The sequence below is a fragment of the Streptomyces sp. NPDC057474 genome, from assembly GCF_042802555.1.
Taxonomy (GTDB): domain Bacteria; phylum Actinomycetota; class Actinomycetes; order Streptomycetales; family Streptomycetaceae; genus Streptomyces.
The window spans coordinates 1-18203 of the sequence record NZ_JBHVDX010000004.1 but is presented as its reverse complement, the minus strand read 5'-3'; the positions used below and the strand labels follow the sequence as shown (position 1 = coordinate 18203).

Below are 18203 nucleotides of genomic sequence, written 5' to 3'. Positions count from 1 at the left end.
CATGGGACGCAATGCGCAGGATTCAGCAGCCGGTGCCGACGGACGCATCGCCGTCATCGGCATGGGGTGTCGGCTGCCAGGGGACGTCGACTCCCCGGCTGCCTTGTGGCGGCTGCTGGCCGCCGGTCTCGACGCGGTCGGAGATCCGCCGCCCACTCGCACGGAAATCGGGCGGACGCCCGATGCCGCGCTGCCCCGGCAGGGCGGCTGGCTGAGGGACGTCTCAGGTTTCGACGCGGCGTTCTTCGGCGTCTCCGGACGGGAGGCGGACATACTCGACCCGCAGCACCGGCTGTTGCTGGAGGTGTCCTGGGAGGCGCTGGAGCATGCGGGAGTGCCTCCCGGACGCCTCATGGGAACGCCGACCGGGGTCTTCACCGGACTGAGTTACACCGAGTACATGGACCGCCTGGCGGGGCATCCCAAGGAGCTGGAGGGGTCGGTCCTGACGAACGGTCACTGCGTCGCGCCGGGACGCATCTCCTATCTGCTCGGGCTGCAAGGGCCGTCGGTGGCGCTGGACACCGCGTGTTCGTCCTCGCTGGTCGCCCTGCACCTGGCGGACCAGGCCCTGCAGAACGGGGAGTGCGATGTCGCGCTCGCCGGGGGTGTCAGCCTGGTGCTCGCCTCCAGGACGACACGGTCCTTCGTCCGGATGGGCATGCTCTCCCCGTCGGGGCGCTGCCGCCCGTTCGATGCGACGGCCGACGGCTTCGTACGTGGTGAGGGCTGCGCGGTCGTCGTCCTGAAACGCCTGCGGGACGCCGTGCGGGACGGTGACCGGGTGCTGGCCGTGGTCCGGGGCTCTGCCGTGAACCAGGACGGCCGGTCGGACGGTCTGGCCGCGCCGTCGGCGGCGGCCCAGGAAGCGCTGTTCCGTCAGACGCTGGCCCGTGCCGGGGTCGACCCCGGCGAGGTGGGCATGATCGAGGCGCACGGCACGGGCACCCCGGTGGGCGATCCGGTGGAGTTCACCAGTCTGGCGCGCATCTACGGGCAGGGCCAAGGCCGTTGTGCGCTGGGCTCGGTGAAGTCCAATCTGGGTCATCTGGAACCCGCTGCGGGCGTCGTCGGTCTGATGAAAGCGGTGTTGTGCCTGCAGCAGGGTGTGGTCCCGCCGAGCCTGCATTTCACGCGCTGGAACCCGGCCCTCGCACCGGAGGGCACGCGCTTCTTCGTGCCCGTCCGGCTGACGGACTGGCCCACGCGGACGACGTCCCGGCTGGCAGCCGTCTCCTCGTTCGGGTTCTCCGGCACGAACGCGCACGTGGTGCTGGAGCAGACACCTGCCGCGGCCGTGCGCCGCCCGACGGGCACGCGCCCGCGCCCGCGCCCGCGCCGGGAGCGTTCGGCGGCCGCGGAATCGCATGTCCTGCTGGTGCCCGCCGGCTCGGCCGACGCGTTGCCCGCGGCGGCGCGGCGGCTCGCGGACTGGCTGGAGGGCGATGGCGCGAGCGTGCCACTCGGCGACGTCGCGCACACCCTCGCGGTGCGCCGCCCGGCCGGACGCGGGCGGCTCGGCGTGGTGGCCTCCTCGCGCCCCTCCGCCGTGCGTGCCCTGAGGTCGTTCGCCGACGGGGAGGCCGTGCCGGGCGTGGTGTCGGGGGCGGTGGCGGCCGGTGTGAGCAGGCGGCCGGTGTGGGTGTTCTCCGGTCAGGGCTCCCAGTGGCCGGGCATGACCCGCGGTCTCCTCACGCACGAACCCGCCTTCGCCGCCGCCCTGGGCGAGGTCGAGCCGCTGATCGCGGCCGAGGCCGGTTTCTCCGTACTGGACGTCGTACGGGAGGGCCGGGAGATCACCGGGTGCGGACGTGTGCAGCCGGTGCTGTTCGCCGTGCAGATCGCGCTGGCCGCCACGTGGCGGGCCTACGGTGTGGAGCCCGCCGGGGTCGTGGGGCACTCGATGGGTGAGGTCGCCGCCGCCGTCGTCGCGGGGGCGCTGTCCTTGCAGGACGGCGTCCGGGTGATCTGCCGGCGCTCCGCCCTGCTGACCCGCATCGCGGGCGCCGGTGCCATGGCAAGCGTCGGACTGGGCCCTGCCGAGGTGGAGGCGGACCTGGCGTCCGCCGACGCCTCGGCATCGGTCTCCGTCGCGGTCCTGGCCGCTCCCGGCTCCACCGTCGTCTCCGGCGACACGGCCGTCGTGGAGCGCCTCGTCGAGCGCTGGGACACCCGGGGCGTTCCCGCCCGTCTGATCGCGGTGGACGTCGCCTCGCACTCGCCGCAGGTGGAGCCGCTGCTGGACGACCTGGCGGCGGCTCTCACCGACGTGACGCCCCGCCCGCCGACCGTACCGTTCTACTCGACGGTGCTGGACGACCCGCGCGCGGTCCCGGCCTTCGACGCCGCGTACTGGTGCCACAACCTGCGCCGCCCGGTGCGGTTCACGGACGCGGTCCGTGCTGCCGCCCAAGACCGGCACACGGCGTATGCGGAGATGTCTCCGCATCCGGTCGTCACCCAGGCCGTCGGCAACAGCCTGAAGGGGCTGGTGAGCGAGCCCGTCGTCGTGCCCACACTTCGGCGCGGGGAGGACGAGCAGGCCACCTTCCGCACCCAGCTCGCCGCCCTGTACTGCGTCGGCGTACCCGTCGACTGGGCCGCCCTGTTCGAGGGCGGCGCCCTGGCCGATGTGCCCACCACCGCCTTCGACCGGAAACGGCACTGGGTGGATCCGAGCGACCGGCCCGACGACGCCGGACGGCGGGCGGCACCCGGCCAGGGGGAGAATTCCGGGTCGGGCGGCGGGAAGAGTTCCATGCCCGGCGTTCACGAGCGGATTCCGGGCCGTCCCGTCCGTCACACCTGGCGGGCGGAGACAGGGACTCACGCCCACCCGTGGCTGGCGGACCACCGGGTGAACCAGGCGGTGGTTCTGCCGGGAGCCGCCTACTGCGCCCTCGCCCTCACCGCTGCCTGCCAGGCCTTCGACGAGCCGCCGCGTGATGTGGAGGTCAGTGACATCGCCTTCCATGAACTGCTCGCCCTGGACGGCCGCTCCGAGATCACCATGACGGCGGACATGTCGGCCCAGGGCCGCGCCACCTGCGAGATCTACGCGCGTGCCGACGGCGACGAGGACGGTCCGGGCGGCACCCACGAGGGGCAGTGGGTGCTGCATGCCAGTGCCGTCCTCAGTTCCGGCAGGCCACCGGAGGATGCCGCGTCCGTTCCCGTGCGCGCCCTCGTCACGGAACACCCCGTGGCTGTGCCTGACGCCACGCTGTACCAGCGCCTGCGCTCGCGGGGCCTCCACCACGGACCGGCGTTCGCGGGGATCAGTGAACTGCGTCTGTCGGCCGCCGGCGACAGTGTCTGGGCACGCGTCGCCGTCCCGGCCGCGGCCGGTCCCGCGCCGGGCTCCCTGTGCGTCCATCCCGTGCTCGTGGACCTGTGTGCCCAACTGGCAGTGGCTTCGCTGGTGCGCGAGGAGGCCGCCGGCGGCCTGGTCCTCCCGGTCGGCGCAAAGTCGCTGAGGATCCACGGTGATCCCGGCGCGGTCGTCCACGGGCACGCGAAGATCACGCAGAAACAGGCCGATGGGATCACCGCCGATATCCGGCTTCTCACCGATGACGGACATACGGTGATCGCCCTGAACGGCCTGCGCCTGCTGCACCGCGAAGCCAACGAGGACACCGCCGTCGACCGCTGGTTCTACGCCATCGACTGGCAGCCCACGCACGCCGAAGCGCCGCCCGCCCGGACGGCGAAGAACGCAGCGGCCGGTGACTGGCTGGTGGTCGGCGAGCGCGGCAGCCGAGCGGAGGCGCTCGCCGGCGCCCTCCGCGCCTCCGGGTCCCGCGCCCGGGTCGTCGCCCTTGCGGAGGACGAACAGCGCGTGTCCGCCCTGCGGGACCGTTTCGCCGAGCGGGAGCTGACCGATCCGCCGGGCGCTGTGGTGTTCCTGTGCGCGCCGGCCGACGGGCCGGGGCCCTGCGTCGACGGGCCGGCTGCCGATCCCACGCCCGACGCCCTCGAGCGCACCCGGCGCCTCCTGGGCGTCGTCCAGGCGGTCGTGGACTGCTCTCCTCCTCCGCGGCTGTACGTCGTCACGCAGGGTGCCCACGCCCTCGAACCGGGCGAGACAGCCGACCTCGCCCAGAGCCCGGTCCGCGGCCTGGTGCGTGTCCTGGCGCACGAGCACCCGGAGCTGAGTCCGACGCTGCTCGACCTGGGAACGTCCGACGACGACCTGCGGCGGACGGCCGACCTCCTGCGGGGCCGGGCGCCCGGGGACGAAATGGCCGTGCGGGGTGCGGACGTCCGCGTGGCCCGGCTCGTGCCCGCTCCCCTGACGGACACCGAACGCCTGACCGTGACCGCCCGCCGTGTGCGCTTCGAGACCGACCGCTTCCGGCTGCACGCGGGCAGGGCCGGAGACCTCGGTTCCCTGCATCTTGTGGTGGGCGGGCGGCGCCCGCCCGGCCCGGGAGAAGTGGAGCTTCAAGTCCACGCGGCGGGAGTGAACTTCCGTGACGTCCTCACCGTCATGGGCCTGCTGCCGACCGCGGGCGGGTGTCCGGGCGGCGGTGACCGTATCGGTTTCGAGTGCACAGGCACCGTGACCGCGGTCGGCCCGGACGTCCAGCGCGTCCGGGCCGGGGACTCCGTCCTGGCCGTGGATCTCGCCGGCGGCGCCTTCGGCTCGTTCACCACGGTCCGCGCCGACGCCGTGCTCCCCCTTCCACCCGGCATCGACGCCGTCGCCGCGGCGGGCGTCCCGACGGCGTATCTCACCGCCTGGTACGCCCTGCGGCATACAGCGCGCCTCGCCGCAGGGGAACGCGTCCTGATCCACTCCGCCACCGGAGGTACGGGCCTGGCCGCTGTCGCCGTTGCCCGGTACCTGGGCGCAGAGGTGCTCGCCACGGCCGGCAACGACGAGAAACGCGGGTACCTGCGCGGCATGGGCATCCGGCACGTCATGGACTCCCGCTCGCTGGACTTCACCCGGCACGCCCGCGAGGCGACGGGAGGCGAGGGCGTCGACGTCGTGCTCAACTCACTCTCGGGGCCGGCGATCCGGGCGGGTCTGGAGGCACTTCGTCCCTTCGGCCGGTTCGTCGAACTGGGTGTCCGGGACATCCTCGCCGACACCTCCCTCGGGCTGGCGCCGTTCCGGCACAACGTCACCTTCAGCAGCGTCGATCTCATCGAACTTCAGCAACTCCAGCCGAAGGTGTTCCGCGACCTCCTGAACGAGGTCATGGACCTGATGGCCGCAGGCGCCCTCCAGCCGCTGCCCCACCAGGAGTTCCCCCTGACACGGGCCACGGAGGCGTTCCGTCTCATGGCGGGCGCCGGGCACATCGGCAAGCTCGTCCTCACCATGCCTGAGCAGGGGGAGACGACCGCCGTGCTGGCAAAGCCGCCGTCACCGGTCCGTTCCGACGGCGCCTACATCATCACCGGGGGACTGCGCGGGGTCGGCCTGGCCACGGCGGCCCGCCTGGCCGAACTCGGCGCCGGGCACATCGTCCTCAACGGCCGTACGCCGCCCGGCGATGCCACCGAGACCGAGCTGGCCCGGCTGCGTGCCGCCGGTGTCCGTATCACCGTGGAACTCGGTGACGTCTCCCGGCCGGGGGTGGCCGAACGGCTCGTGTCCGCCGCCACGGATGAGGGGTTGTCCTTGCGGGGAGTGGTGCACTCGGCGATGGTCCTCGACGACGCCGCCATCACGAACATCACCGACGAACAACTCGAACGCGTCTGGCGGCCCAAAGCCACCGCCGCATGGCGGCTCCACGAGGCCCTCGCAGGGCACCCGACGGACTGGTTCGTGCTCTACTCGTCCATGGCTTCGCTGCTGGGCAACCCGGGCCAGGGCGCGTACGCCGCCGCCAACTCCTGGCTCGATGCCTTCGCCACCTGGCGGGACGCCCAGGGGTTGCCCACCCTGGCCGTCAACTGGGGGCCGTGGGGACAGACCGGCGTCGCAACCGACTTCGCCGACCGGGGCTACGAGACCATGGCCACCAAGGACGGCCTACAAGCCCTCGAGGCACTGCTCACCCACCGCAGGGCGGCCACCGGTGTTCTGCCCGGACCACCGGAAGCCTGGATCCTGCCCAAGGTCCGCAGCTCCCCCTTCTTCGCAGGCCTCATAGACAGCCAGGAGGGCCAGGGCACCGAACTACCGAGCAGCAAGTCCCCCACCGAAGCCGACGTCCCTGCTCGCCTGGCCGGGCTTGACTCCCCCCTCGCCCGGCGAACGGCCCTGGAGGCCTACCTGGCCGCGGAGATGGCCATCGTCCTGCAGTCCGGCAACGCCCGACTGGACCCGCAGACACCGCTCCGCAGTCTCGGCTTCGACTCACTGCTGTCCATGGAGCTGCGCACCCGGCTGCAGGCGGGACTCCGCATCAAACTCGCCGGCGACTTCATCTGGAAGCACCCCACCATCGCAGCGCTCGCCACCGGCCTGGCCACCAAGATGGGACTGGACCTGCCATGAGGAACGGTTTTTCTTGGAACGTGCCCGTCGAACGCAGTTCCTGGTCGGGTGATCTTCCGGCCGTACGCGCATGAAGGCGGGGCGTGTTGGGAGCTCGTGGGTGCTACCCCGTTCCGGTGGTCGTTGGTCACGCGCATGGGCCGGTGTCCGGCACGGCAACGGGCCGCCGGCCGGCGCTGAACATCTCCGACGTCTCCAGGCCCAACTCCACCGCGATCTCTTCGGCCTTCACCGACCCCTGCCGCTGATCACCGCTCCTCCGGCACGCCCGGAATCCACAGCAGGAACTTCACGGGGACTCCTGGGGGCGCGACGAGCGGTGGGGCGGGACGACGGCGACCGGTGCCCGGGATCACCGGGAGATCAGGGGAAATCCGCGGCATCATCCGGCAGCGCCCCTACGGATGCGAAACCTGCTCTCTCCCTGCGCCGCGACGACCTCGAGGCGCACTTTCCCGGACTGCTCGACAGCATCCTCGCGGTCGCAGACGGGCCAACACGGCCCGCTGCGGCAGCCCGCCCGAGCCGCGCGACCGAAACCGGGTCCCGATAGGCCGGGCGAACATCACCGCCCCGTCGAGCAACCTCAATCCGGCACACTCGATTGGCCACCGTGTCTTGCTCGACTCGTCTATCGACATTGACGGATTACAGCGGCAATCGGTAAAGTTGCAACCGGCATTGAGTGTCAGCATCAAGCCCTGGCTCGCTGACCGGCAACCCTCCGACGCGGTGGGGTGCTCCAGGTGAAAGCCCGGCCGGGTCGCCGACCCGGCAAGCGCGTGGCCCCGCGACAGGGGCGTGGAACATGGAGGAATGAGCGTGCGGCACAGCGTCTCGAACCCCTCCATCGCAGCTGCGGCGGCTCTCTGCCGCTTCTCCCGCCGCCGCCACATCGACCTGCAGCGCATCACCAGCTGCCTGTGTCATGGCTGACTGCGTCCCGTCGGCTGTCTGAAAACGTTCACCGTTGGCTTTGACGCCCGCGGCACACTCCTGAACTTTTCCCGCCTTTCCCCCTCTTGAATCGTGTCGCTCTTCCTCGGGAGCGACACCATCCACGCCTCTCCATTGTCCGCACGCACGCGTGCACGACGACTTTCGAGTAGGAGAACTCATTCCGTGATATCGCATCCGGATTCCCGCCATGGCCCCCGGTGGGTGGCACTGACCGCACTCCTGACGACCAGTGTGCTGCTGACCGCATGCTCGTCCGGCAGCGGCAGCAGTTCGAGCAACGACAGCCGCCAGCCCAGGTCCGGCGGCACCTTGACCTTTGCGGTGGGTTCCGACGCCGGCTGCGTGGATCCGCAGCAGGTCGGCAGCAACGACACCATCTACTCGCTGCGGCAGGTCGTCGACTCCCTGACCGACCAGGACCCCAGGACCGGCAAGATCGTGCCGTGGCTGGCGAAGAGCTGGGACGTCAGCTCGGACACGACGACGTTCACCTTCCACCTGAGATCGGGTGTCACCTTCAGCGACGGTTCGCCGCTGACCGCGCAGGTGGTCAAGGACAACTTCGACGCGGTACCGAAGCTCGGCGCCCTGGGGGTCCTGGCCCAGGGGTACCTGAGCGGAGTGGAGAGCACCACCGTGGTCGACCCGCTCACCGTGCGGGTGACGTTCAAGCAGCCCAACGCCCAGTTCCTGCAGGCCACTTCGACACACTCGCTGGGCATCGAGTCTTCGGCGAGCGTGAAGAAGAGCCCGCAGCAGAAGTGCAGCCAGGGAGTCGTCGGCAGCGGCTCGTTCACGCTGAAGCAGTACGTGCAGAACCAGTCGATCACCTTGGCCAAGCGGGCCAAGTACGACTGGGGTTCCTCGCTGTGGGGCAAGAAGGGCGAGGCGTACCTCGACAGGCTGGTGTTCCAGGTGGTGCCCGAGGCGGGGGTGCGCACCGGCAGCCTGCAGTCCGGCCAGGTGGACGCGATCAGCAGCGTCGGCAAGGCCAACGAAGCGGCACTCAAGGGTGGCCAGGCGAGCCTGCTGCGGCGCGCCAACCCGGGTAACGTGTTCAACCTGGGGCTGAACAACTCCCGGCCGGTATTGAAGGACGCGAAAGTGCGTCAGGCGATCCAGTTCGCCATCGACCGGCAGCAGATCGTCGACGCCGTGTTCCCCACCGGCACGCAGCCGGCCACCAGCATCCTGGCGCGCACCACACCCGACTACGCGAACCTCGACTCGGCGCTGTCCTACGACGCGGCGAGAGCGAAGTCCCTGCTGGACTCCGCCGGTTGGAAGACCGGCAGCGACGGCATCCGGACGAAGAACGGCACCAGGCTGAGCCTGGCCATCACGTGGTTCCCCAACTCGGCCACGAACCAGCCAGCGCTGGAGCTGATCCAGCAGCAGCTCAAGGCCGTCGGCATCGACGTCGAACTCAAGGAAGGGCAGGTAACCCAGTTCGCCACGACGCTGCAGTCCGGTGACTTCGACGCCGTGTGGGGCAATGTGACCCGCGCCGACCCGGACATCCTGCGCAGCTCGTTCTCCACGAAGCTGGCCAACTTCTACCGCCTGTCGGCGAGCCCGCTGGACTCGCTGCTGGACCGACAGGCGTCGACCACCGATGCGGCCAAGCGCAGGCAACTGGTCGACCAGGCACAGCAGTTGATCGTACAGAAGGCGTACGTGGTACCGGTGGTGGAGCTGCAGACCCAGCTCGGGGTGGCGAAGAAGGTGCACAGCCTCGACTTCGATGCCTCCAGCCGGATCCAGCTGCACGACACCTGGATCGGCTAGCGCATGCGCCGCTATGTGATCAAACGCGTCGCGCAGGCGCTCGGGGTGCTGTGGGCGGCCTACACGGTCTCGTTCCTGGTGCTGAACTTCCTGCCCGGTGATCCGGTGTCGGCGATGGCCGGTGCCGGAGCGGAGTCGAACACGGTCGATCCGGCGCAGCTCGCCACGCTTCGACACGAGTACGGCTTCGACAAGCCGGTGCCGGTGCAGTATGCCGACTACCTCGGCAAGGCGGTGCGTGGGGACTTCGGCGACTCGGTCTCCACCGGCCGTTCGGTGACCTCGACCCTGGGCGACGCACTGCCGCCGACCCTGACGTTGACCGGTACGGCGCTGGTGCTCGCGGTGGTCCTCGGCGGCGGTCTGGCGGTGCCGGCGACGTACACATCGCAGCGATGGCTGCGGCAGCTGCTGTTGTCGTTGCCGCCGCTGGGCGTGTCGGTGCCGACCTTCTGGGTCGGGCTGCTGCTGGTCGAGCTGTTCTCCTTCCGGCTGCGGTGGTTCCCGGCGTTCGGCAACGACGGGTTGCGGGGTCTGGTGCTGCCGGCGCTGACACTGGCGATCCCGACGGGCGCACTGGTGGCGCAAGTGCTGGCCAAGAGCCTGCTCACGGCCCTGGATCAGGCCTATGTGGAGACCGCCCGGGCCAAGGGCGCGGGCAGGCTGCGGATCCACCTGCGGCACGCGCTGCGCAACGCGTCGCTGCCGGCTCTGACGGTCGTCGGGCTGCTCGCCGGGCAGCTGATCGCCGGCTCGGTGGTCGTCGAGACCGTGTTCTCCCGCGACGGCCTGGGCCGGGTCACGGCCGCCGCGGTCACGGTCCAGGACATCCCCCTGGTGCAGGGAGTCGTGGTGTTCGGGGCACTGATCTTCGTGCTGGCCAACCTGATCGTCGATCTCGTCTATCCGCTCCTCGACCCGCGGATCGTGGTGGCCTCCGGCAGAAAGGGGAGTTTCGCATGACCCAGCCCCTTGTCGACGATGTCGCCACCGGCGCCGCGCTCGGCCTGCCGCAACCTGTCGAACCCGGCATCGCCCCGGGTGCCGGGCGAGGTCTCGAACCACGGCGCGTCCTGCGGTTCTTCCTACGCCGGCCCGGCCTGCTGGCATCGCTCCTCGTCGTGGTTCTCGTGCTGCTGGCCGCGTTCCGGCCCGGTCTGTTCACCTCGCAGGACCCGCAGTACGGGGTGCCGGCACAGAACTTCCGAAGCCCCAGCGGCTCGCACTGGTTCGGCACCGACGAACTGGGACGGGACCTGTTCTCCCGAGTGGTGCACGGTGCGCAGCTGTCGTTGAAGGCGACGCTGATCGCGGTGGCGGTCGCCTTCGTGGTCGGCGGTCTGCTCGGCCTGGTCGCCGGGTTCGTCGGCCGCTGGGTCGACGACGTGCTGATGCGCTTCGTCGACGTACTGCTGTCGATCCCGGCGCTGTTCCTGTCCCTGGCGCTGGTCACGGCGCTGGGCTACGGCACGGCGAAGGTCGCGGTCGCGGTCGGGGTCGCCAGCGTCGCCGGCTTCGCCCGGGTGACGCGCTCAGAGGTACTGCGAGTGCGGCAGGCGGTCTTCGTCGAGGCGTCACGCTCGTGCGGGTCCCGCTGGTACTCGGTCCTCGGCCGGCACGTACTGCCCAACGCGGCGGGCCCGGTGATCGTCCTGGCCACCCTCGACTTCGGCGCGTCCATCCTGGCCGTGTCGTCGCTGAGCTTCCTCGGCTACGGGGCGCCGCCCCCCGCACCGGAATGGGGCACGCTGATCTCCGACGGGCGCAACTACCTGGGCAACGCCTGGTGGCTCACCGCGCTGCCCGGCCTGGCGATCGCCGCGACCGTACTGGCCACCAACCGCATCGCGCGGGCGCTGGACGGCGAATGGTCCCGACAGCGATGACCGGCCCCACGACCAACGAACCCGGAACGGGTGGGAACGTGACGAACACACCGGAACCACTGCTGGAGGTACGGGGCCTGTCGGTGTCGTACCGAACCCGCGGCGGCACGGTGCGGGCCGTGCGGGGCGTGGACCTCAACGTATGGCCGGGCCAAGTGACCGCGGTGGTCGGCGAGTCCGGATCCGGCAAGAGCACGACCGCGCACGCGGTCATCCGGCTCCTGGCGGCGAACGGCGGCATCGACACCGGCACGGTCCGCTTCGGCCGGCACGACCTCACCTCGCTGTCCGAGCGTGAGCTGCGCACCGTACGCGGCGCACAGATAGGCCTGGTGCCCCAGGACCCCACGGTGTCACTCAACCCTGTCAAACGCATCGGTGAACAGGTCGCAGAGGTGCTGCGCATCCACCGGCTGGCAACCCGCCGCTCCGCCCCGTCGGACGCGATCGCGATCCTGGACCGGGCCGGGCTGCCCGACGCGGCCATCCGCGCCCGGCAGTATCCGCACGAACTGTCCGGCGGGATGCGGCAGCGTGCCCTGATCGCCGTCGCCATCGCCGGCAGGCCCAAGCTGATCATCGCGGACGAGCCGACCAGCGCGCTGGACGTCACCGTGCAGCGAGTCATCCTCGACCACCTGCAGCACCTCACCGAGGAGTCGGGCACCGCGGTGCTGCTGGTGACGCACGATCTCGGCGTCGCCGCCGACCGGGCGCAGCGGATCGTCGTCATGTCCGAGGGCCGGGTCGTCGAGGCCGGTCCGACCCGCGACATCCTCGACAACCCGCGGCACGAGTACACCCGGCGGCTGCTGGCCGGCGCGCCGAGCCTGGCCACGGCACGCTCCCGTGCCACGGTGTCCGCACCGTCCGCTCCTGAGGCGGCGCCGTTGGTCGAGGTCCACAACGCGGTCAAGGAGTTCCGACTTCCCCACACCGCGGGCTCGGCCCGCACCGTGCGCGCGGTCGACGACGTCAGCTTCACCCTTCACCGGGGCCGCACGCTGGCCCTGGTCGGCGAGTCCGGTTCCGGGAAGTCCACCACCGCCCGCCTGGTGCTCCGCCTGACCGACCCGACCGCAGGCCGCATCCTGTTCGACGGCGCCGACGTCACGACCGCGCGCGGGGCCCGGGCGAGGCAGCTGCGCCGCCGCGCCCAGCTCGTCTACCAGAACCCGTACGCCTCGCTGGACCCCAGGTTCTCCATCGGCGAGGTGATCACCGAGCCGCTGCGCGCGTTCAAGGTCGGCGACCGGGCCACCCGGCTCGCCCGGGCCCACGACCTGCTCGACCGGGTGGCGCTGCCCGCCTCGACGCTGGAGCGCCGCCCGGCGGAACTGTCCGGCGGACAGCGCCAGCGCGTCGCGATCGCCCGCGCCCTGGCGCTCTCCCCCGACCTGGTCGTCTGCGACGAGCCGGTGTCCGCGCTCGACGTGTCCGTCCAGGCCCAGGTCCTCGACCTGCTCGCCGAACTCCAGGCCGACACCGCAGTGGCATACCTGTTCATCTCGCACGACCTGGCCGTCGTACGCCAGATCGCGCACCAGGTCGCCGTGATGCGGTCCGGGCGCATCGTCGAGGCGGGTACCGCCGAGGAACTCTTCACCCGCCCCCGCCACGCCTACACCCGCGAACTGCTCGCGGCGATCCCCGGCAGCCGTTACGCCACGGCCGCATCCGAGCCCCCGCAAGAGACGGAGCGCGCATGACCGTTCAGGACACCACCGCAGACCTGTCCGCCTTCACCCGCGACTGGCAGGAGTGGCACACCAGGCAGGAGGCACGACTCGCCGCCCCTCATGGGTTCCTCGCGATCACCAGCCTGCACTGGCTCGCGACCAGCCGCAACGCTTCCCGGACGCGCCGGGCGACTGGACGACCGACGACGACGGGGTGACCGTAGTCCTCGACGACGGTGAGGAACTGGTCGTCGACGGCAGCCCCGTCCGCGGCGAGCACCGTTTCGGGGTGCTGCCGGAACGCGGCGGAGTCGAGGCGGTCTGGGGCGACGCCGTGATCGAGGTGGCCAAGCGCGGCGGATACGACATCATCCGCCCTCGGCACCCGGACACTGCGCTGCGCACGGCGTTCACCGGCACACCTGCCTACGCGCCGCATCCCCGCTGGGCGGTGACCGGCCGCTACACGGCCTTCGACGCGCCGCGACCGACGACCGTGGGCGCGGCGGTCGAGGGCCTTGAGCACGTGTACGACGCGCCGGGCCGGGTCGAGTTCGAACTGGACGGACGCCTGTTGGCGCTGACCGCGTTCCCCGGACGCGGCCCTGGCAGTCTGCTGGTGCTGTTCACCGACGCGACCTCCGGGGTCACCACTTACGCGGCCAACCGGGCCCTCGCGCTGGATCCGCCCGCCGCCGACGGCACGGTCGTCCTGGACTTCAACCGAGCGGCGAACCTGCCGTGCGCCTACACCGACCTCGCCACCTGCCCGCTGCCGCCGGCCGAGAACCGGCTGCCCGTGGCGATCGAGGCCGGGGAGAGGATCCCCCGCGAGCGGGGCGGGTCCTGAGCACCGGGCGCCACCGAGACGATCACTACCAGGAGGGACGAACACCGCATGAGCACCCCCGCGATCAGCTCGCTTGCCTTTCTCACTCCGGGCAACTTCGCCGACGACGACCCGTACCCCGGCCTGGAGGAGACGCTGCAGCTGTTCGAGTACGGCGAACGGCTGGGCTTCGACGGCGCCTGGATCCGGCAACGTCACCTCGAGCACGGTGTCGGTTCGGCCGCGGTTTTCCTCGCCGCGGCGGGCCAGCGCACCGAGCGGGTCGAACTGGGCACCGCGGTCATCCCGATCGGCTACGAGAGCCCGTTCCGGCTCGCCGAGGACCTGGCGCTGGCCGACGTACTGTCCCGCGGCCGGCTCCAGGTCGGCCTCAGCACCGGCATGCCGCACGCCGAACTCCTCGGCGACCTGGTGTACGACGGGGACTGGCGCGGCTTCGACCTGTCCTACGGCAGGATCGCCCGCGTCATCGACCACCTGCGCGGCGACTACCTCGGCGGCCCGGACACGGTGATCCACTCGCCGGGCAACACCCAGCGGCCACGCCTGCAACCGCACAACCCCGGCCTGGTGGACCGGGTCTGGTACGGCGGAGGCAGTCAGCGCTCGATCCGGTGGGCCGCCGAGCACGGCCTGAACCTGCTCAGTGGCAACATCGTCACCGGCGAGGGAACGGACGACTTCACCACGGCCCAGCTCGCCCTGCTCACCGAGTACCGGCGCACCCTCACCGGAGACCGGCCGACCCGGGTGGCGTTGGGGCGGGTGATCGTGCCGTTCGACAGCGCGGACGCACCGACCCGGGCCCGCTACCGGGAGTACGCGGCCGGTCGACACGAGCGCACCCTGGCGCCGCAGGGCCAGAACCGGATCCTGTTCGCCCCGGACGTGGTCGGGACCGCGGAACAGATCCTGGAGCAACTGACCGCGGACCCCGTGGTCTCGGCCGTTTCGGAGCTGCGCCTGGAGCTGCCGTACGAGTTCCACCGGGCCGACTACGAGCAGATCCTGCACGACGTACGACACCTGATCGCACCTGAGCTGGGCTGGCGGCCGGACACCGCGCTGCTCCACGAGGCAGGCCGGCGTACGAGGTGATCGCCACGGCCCACCACGCGGTCGATCCGGACGCGCCCGCCACGACACGAGTCGGGCTGTACGCCGGGTACTTCGCCAAGGGGCGCGGACCCTGCGGCAGGCGTGAGGTTACGGCAGTCGCCAGTCCACGGACTGCGCGCCCTGCTGCACGAGCAGGTCGTTGGCCCGGCTGAAAGGACGGGAGCCGAAGAAACCACGGTCGGCCGACATCGGCGAGGGATGAGCAGACTCGATCGCCGGGAGATCCCCCAGCAGCGGCCGCAGATTGCGCGCGTCGCGCCCCCACAGGATCGACACCAGCGGCTTGCCCCGCGCCGCCAGCGCCCGGATCGCCTGCTCGGTGACCTCCTCCCAGCCCTGCCCGCGGTGCGCACCCGGACTGCGCGGGGCCGTCGTCAACGCCCTGTTGAGCAACAGCACACCCTGCTGCGTCCACGGCGTCAGATCCCCGTTCGACGGCCTGGGCAGCCCCAGGTCGGAGTGCATTTCCCTGAAAATGTTCTCCAGACTGCCCGGCAACGACCGCACCTCGGGCGCCACCGCGAAACTCAGTCCGATGGCCATCCCCGGTGTCGGGTAGGGATCCTGACCGACGATCAGGACACGGACGTCATCGAACGGCTGCTGGAAGGCCCTCAGGACATTCACCCCAGCCGGAAGATAGGTCCGGCCCGCCGCTATCTCGGCCCGGAGGAAGTCCCCCATCGCAGCGATACGTTCGGCCACAGGCTCGAGAGCCTTCGCCCAGCCTGCTTCAACAAGTTCATGCAAAGGTCGTGGTGCCACGGCGCGTCACCCTACTGGTACACACCGGGTCCACGCATACGCACGGAAGTCTCCGCCCAGGGGCGGTCCCTCGCGCGCTAGTCTTCCTCCTCACCAAGATCTTCGAGCCGGTCCAGCAGATCGCACAGCCGGTCACCGGGAAGGAGGGGAGCCTGTTGCAACCAGTGATCAAGCCACTCCGCCATGGTCATCACGCCTCGCAGGCCCCTCGTCACCGATACTCAGATCTCGGAACTCCCGCACACGCGGTGGGGCTGTCCTTCTCGGTGGCGCCGGAGGTACGGCCGCTGCCCGGCGACCTCCCGTCCATCGGGTCCGCCCGCCCCTCCCCCATGTCCGCCGACCGAGGCTTCTTCGGCTCCCGCCCCTTCAGCCGCGCCGACGACCTGCTGTCCCGCCAGGGCGGCGCCCCGGTGGACCGGCGCCTGCCATGACCGATGCCGGGGAGGCGACGGGACCCGGGCCGCGCGATGCCCCGGTCCGGGCTCCTGGGCACGACCCGGAGCCGTTCCCTGCGCCCTCCCATGGCTCCCGGGGCGAGCCGCCCGTCGTGCTCGCCGTGGATTCCGGCGGCTCCGGGCTGCGGGCGGTACTGGCCCGGGGCACCGAGGTGCTCGGCGAGCCGGTCGTGTCCGGGGAGGCGGTGCGGACCGGGGCGCGCGGGATCGACGCCGGGCATCTGCTGGAGCGGTTGCTGCCCATGGCGCGGCGGTTGGTCCACGACGCCGGATGCGGCCGTCCGGTCGCGGTGGCCGTGGGGGCCGCCGGGTTCGCGACGCTCGGCGAGCAGCTGCGCGCCGAGCTGCCGTCGGCGCTGACGCGCGAGTTGGGGGTGAGCCGGGTCGCGCTGGTGGCCGACGCGGTCGCCGCGTACACCGGCGCCCTCGGTGCGCGGCCCGGCGCGGTGATCGCCGCCGGTACGGGGCTGATCGCCATCGGCACGGACCTGGAGAGCTGGCGTCGGGCGGACGGCTGGGGCCATCTGCTGGGGGACTGCGGCGGCGGGGCGTGGATCGGGCGGGCGGGGCTGGAGGCGGCGCTGCGGGCGTACGACGGGCGGACCGGTGGTTCGGCCCGGCTGCTGGCGCGCGCCCAGGAGTTGTTCGGCCCGATGGACGGGCTTCCCGGCCGGCTCTACCCGAGGTCCGACCGCCCGGCGGTCCTCGCGTCCTTCGCGCCCGAGGTGGCCGCCTGCGCCGGGGACGACCCGGTGGCGGCGGACATTCTGCGCGAGGCGGCCCGGCACATGGCCGACGCGGCGGCCGCCGTCTGTCCGGCCTCGGGCGAGCCCCGAGTGGCCCTGGCCGGCGGCCTGTTCAAGCTGGGCGACGCTCTCCTCGTCCCCCTGGAGGCGGAGTTGGCGGAGCGGCTGCCGCATGCGCTGCGGGTGTCGGCGGAAGGGGATCCGCTGGTCGGCGCCGTGCGTATCGCGGCCGCGCTGGCGGGCGGCGGACTCGGGTTGCCGTACGACGAGCGGATGTTGTACGTGATGGCCGAAAAATAGTACCTGAAACAGGGATCAATCCAGCCTGTCGGACAAACATCACCGTGGGCACCCAAGAACACCCCTCAGCAGATAAATGCGGTATTGATCGGCCCTGATCGGCCCGTAACTCATCAGACAAATCCGGACGGATACCGCTCACATGCACCCTCCCCGAACAGGGGAGCCCAAGAAGCCAGTAACATGCGGCGCCATGAGTTCCCCCACTGGGCCCGCGTCCGGCCTGCCTGTACGAATGCCGCGACCCCGCCAGCCCGGGCGGCACCGCCGTCCCGAGCCGCTGGCGGCTCCCGAGGGCGCGCCCGCGCTCGTCCTCGCGGTGCCGGGCAGGCCCAGCGCCGCCACGCGCAGCCTCGCCGAGGAGGTCGTGAGCATCGCGCGCTCCGAGCTGCCCGGCCTGGACGCCCGCATCGGTTACGTCGACGGTGGTGCCGACGAGTTCCCCACGCTGCAGTCGGTGCTCACGCGCGCCGCCGAGGAGCGCACCGCCCGTTACGAGCAGTCGCGCGCCGCCGGCCTGGACGTCAAGGAGCCGGACGGCCCCGTCGGCGTCGTCGTGCCCCTGCTGGCCGGCCCGGACAGCGCCACGCTGCGCCAGGTCCGCCAGGCCGTCATGGAGAGCCGTATCGCGGCCGAGCTGACCGATGTCCTCGGTCCGCACCCGCTGCTCGCCGAGGCGCTGCACGTGCGCCTGTCCGAGGCCGGTCTGGCGCGTGCCGACCGGGCCCGCCTGTTCACCGTCGCCACCGCCGCGGACGGCATCGTCCTCGCCACCGTGGGTGGCGAGGAGGCCGTACAGGCCGCCGGGATCACGGGCATGCTGCTGGCCGCGCGGCTCGCCGTTCCGGTGATGGCCGCCGCTCTCGACCAGGAGGGCTCGATCACCTCCGTGGCCGAGCAGCTGCGCTCCTCGGGCTCCCAGCAGCTCGCGCTCGCGCCGTACCTGATAGGGCCGGAGATCGACGCCGGTCTGATCGAGGCGGCCGCGAAGGAGGCGGGCTGCTCCGCCGCCGAGGCGCTCGGCCCCTACCCGGCGATCGGCAAGCTGGCGCTCGGCAAGTACACGACCGCGCTCGGCATCGCGCCGCAGCAGCCCCAGGGCATGCCGGTCCGCTGAGTCCGGTGCGCTGAGTCCGGTGCGCTGATCCCGGACCGCGACCCCGTACGGCCGAGGGCCCGCTCCTCTCGCAGG

At 71.5% G+C, this 18203-nt stretch carries 10 protein-coding genes, 2 pseudogenes and 1 riboswitch; of the genes and pseudogenes, 11 read left to right on the top strand and 1 reads right to left on the bottom strand.

What is annotated here, in order from left to right:
* Nucleotide 1: 1 nt before the first annotated feature.
* The 8 genes and pseudogenes from ACFU53_RS01675 to ACFU53_RS01640 all read left to right on the top strand — a co-directional run bounded on the left by ACFU53_RS01675 (nucleotide 2) and on the right by ACFU53_RS01640 (nucleotide 14721).
* On the top strand, nucleotides 2-6460 hold the full coding sequence (locus ACFU53_RS01675) for an SDR family NAD(P)-dependent oxidoreductase (protein ID WP_383984812.1): 6459 nt from the start codon (nucleotides 2-4) through the stop codon (nucleotides 6458-6460).
* 677 nt (nucleotides 6461-7137) lie between these two features.
* A riboswitch (SAM riboswitch) is annotated at nucleotides 7138-7247 on the top strand.
* A 29-nt stretch (nucleotides 7248-7276) separates the two neighbouring features.
* On the top strand, nucleotides 7277-7396 hold the full coding sequence (locus ACFU53_RS01670; protein WP_383984809.1) for a putative leader peptide: 120 nt from the start codon (nucleotides 7277-7279) through the stop codon (nucleotides 7394-7396).
* Nucleotides 7397-7582: 186 nt separating this feature from the next.
* Nucleotides 7583-9208, top strand: coding sequence for an ABC transporter substrate-binding protein (locus ACFU53_RS01665; RefSeq protein WP_383984806.1), 1626 nt, complete (start codon nucleotides 7583-7585; stop codon nucleotides 9206-9208).
* Between the two features lie 3 nt (nucleotides 9209-9211).
* Nucleotides 9212-10171 (top strand): ABC transporter permease, encoded by a 960-nt coding sequence (locus ACFU53_RS01660; RefSeq protein ID WP_383984803.1) that lies wholly within the window; start codon nucleotides 9212-9214, stop codon nucleotides 10169-10171.
* Complete coding sequence (locus ACFU53_RS01655) at nucleotides 10168-11094, top strand: ABC transporter permease (protein ID WP_383984800.1); 927 nt, start codon at nucleotides 10168-10170, stop codon at nucleotides 11092-11094. Before ACFU53_RS01660 ends, ACFU53_RS01655 begins: the two co-directional genes overlap by 4 nt.
* Nucleotides 11076-12803 (top strand): dipeptide ABC transporter ATP-binding protein, encoded by a 1728-nt coding sequence (locus ACFU53_RS01650; RefSeq protein ID WP_383984797.1) that lies wholly within the window; start codon nucleotides 11076-11078, stop codon nucleotides 12801-12803. Before ACFU53_RS01655 ends, ACFU53_RS01650 begins: the two co-directional genes overlap by 19 nt.
* Nucleotides 12800-13623, top strand: a pseudogene (locus ACFU53_RS01645) (DUF1684 domain-containing protein). Before ACFU53_RS01650 ends, ACFU53_RS01645 begins: the two are co-directional and overlap by 4 nt.
* A gap of 48 nt (nucleotides 13624-13671) precedes the next feature.
* Nucleotides 13672-14721 (top strand): LLM class flavin-dependent oxidoreductase, encoded by a 1050-nt coding sequence (locus ACFU53_RS01640; RefSeq protein ID WP_383984794.1) that lies wholly within the window; start codon nucleotides 13672-13674, stop codon nucleotides 14719-14721.
* A gap of 108 nt (nucleotides 14722-14829) precedes the next feature.
* Here ACFU53_RS01640 and ACFU53_RS01635 read toward each other — a convergent pair whose 3' ends face one another.
* Nucleotides 14830-15507, bottom strand: coding sequence for a uracil-DNA glycosylase (locus ACFU53_RS01635; RefSeq protein WP_383984791.1), 678 nt, complete (start codon nucleotides 15505-15507; stop codon nucleotides 14830-14832).
* 269 nt (nucleotides 15508-15776) lie between these two features.
* On the opposite strand from ACFU53_RS01635, the pseudogene ACFU53_RS01630 reads away from it, so the two are divergent.
* From ACFU53_RS01630 to ACFU53_RS01620, 3 genes and pseudogenes are all read left to right on the top strand, one after another.
* Nucleotides 15777-15941, top strand: a pseudogene (locus ACFU53_RS01630) (uracil-DNA glycosylase); the annotation flags it as partial.
* On the top strand, nucleotides 15938-17011 hold the full coding sequence (locus ACFU53_RS01625; protein ID WP_383984788.1) for an N-acetylglucosamine kinase: 1074 nt from the start codon (nucleotides 15938-15940) through the stop codon (nucleotides 17009-17011). The pseudogene ACFU53_RS01630 and the gene ACFU53_RS01625, both read left to right, overlap by 4 nt.
* A gap of 193 nt (nucleotides 17012-17204) precedes the next feature.
* Nucleotides 17205-18128 carry a sirohydrochlorin chelatase gene (locus tag ACFU53_RS01620; RefSeq protein ID WP_383984785.1) on the top strand — a complete coding sequence of 308 codons (924 nt, stop codon included), beginning with the start codon at nucleotides 17205-17207 and terminating at the stop codon, nucleotides 18126-18128.
* Nucleotides 18129-18203 lie beyond the last annotated feature (75 nt).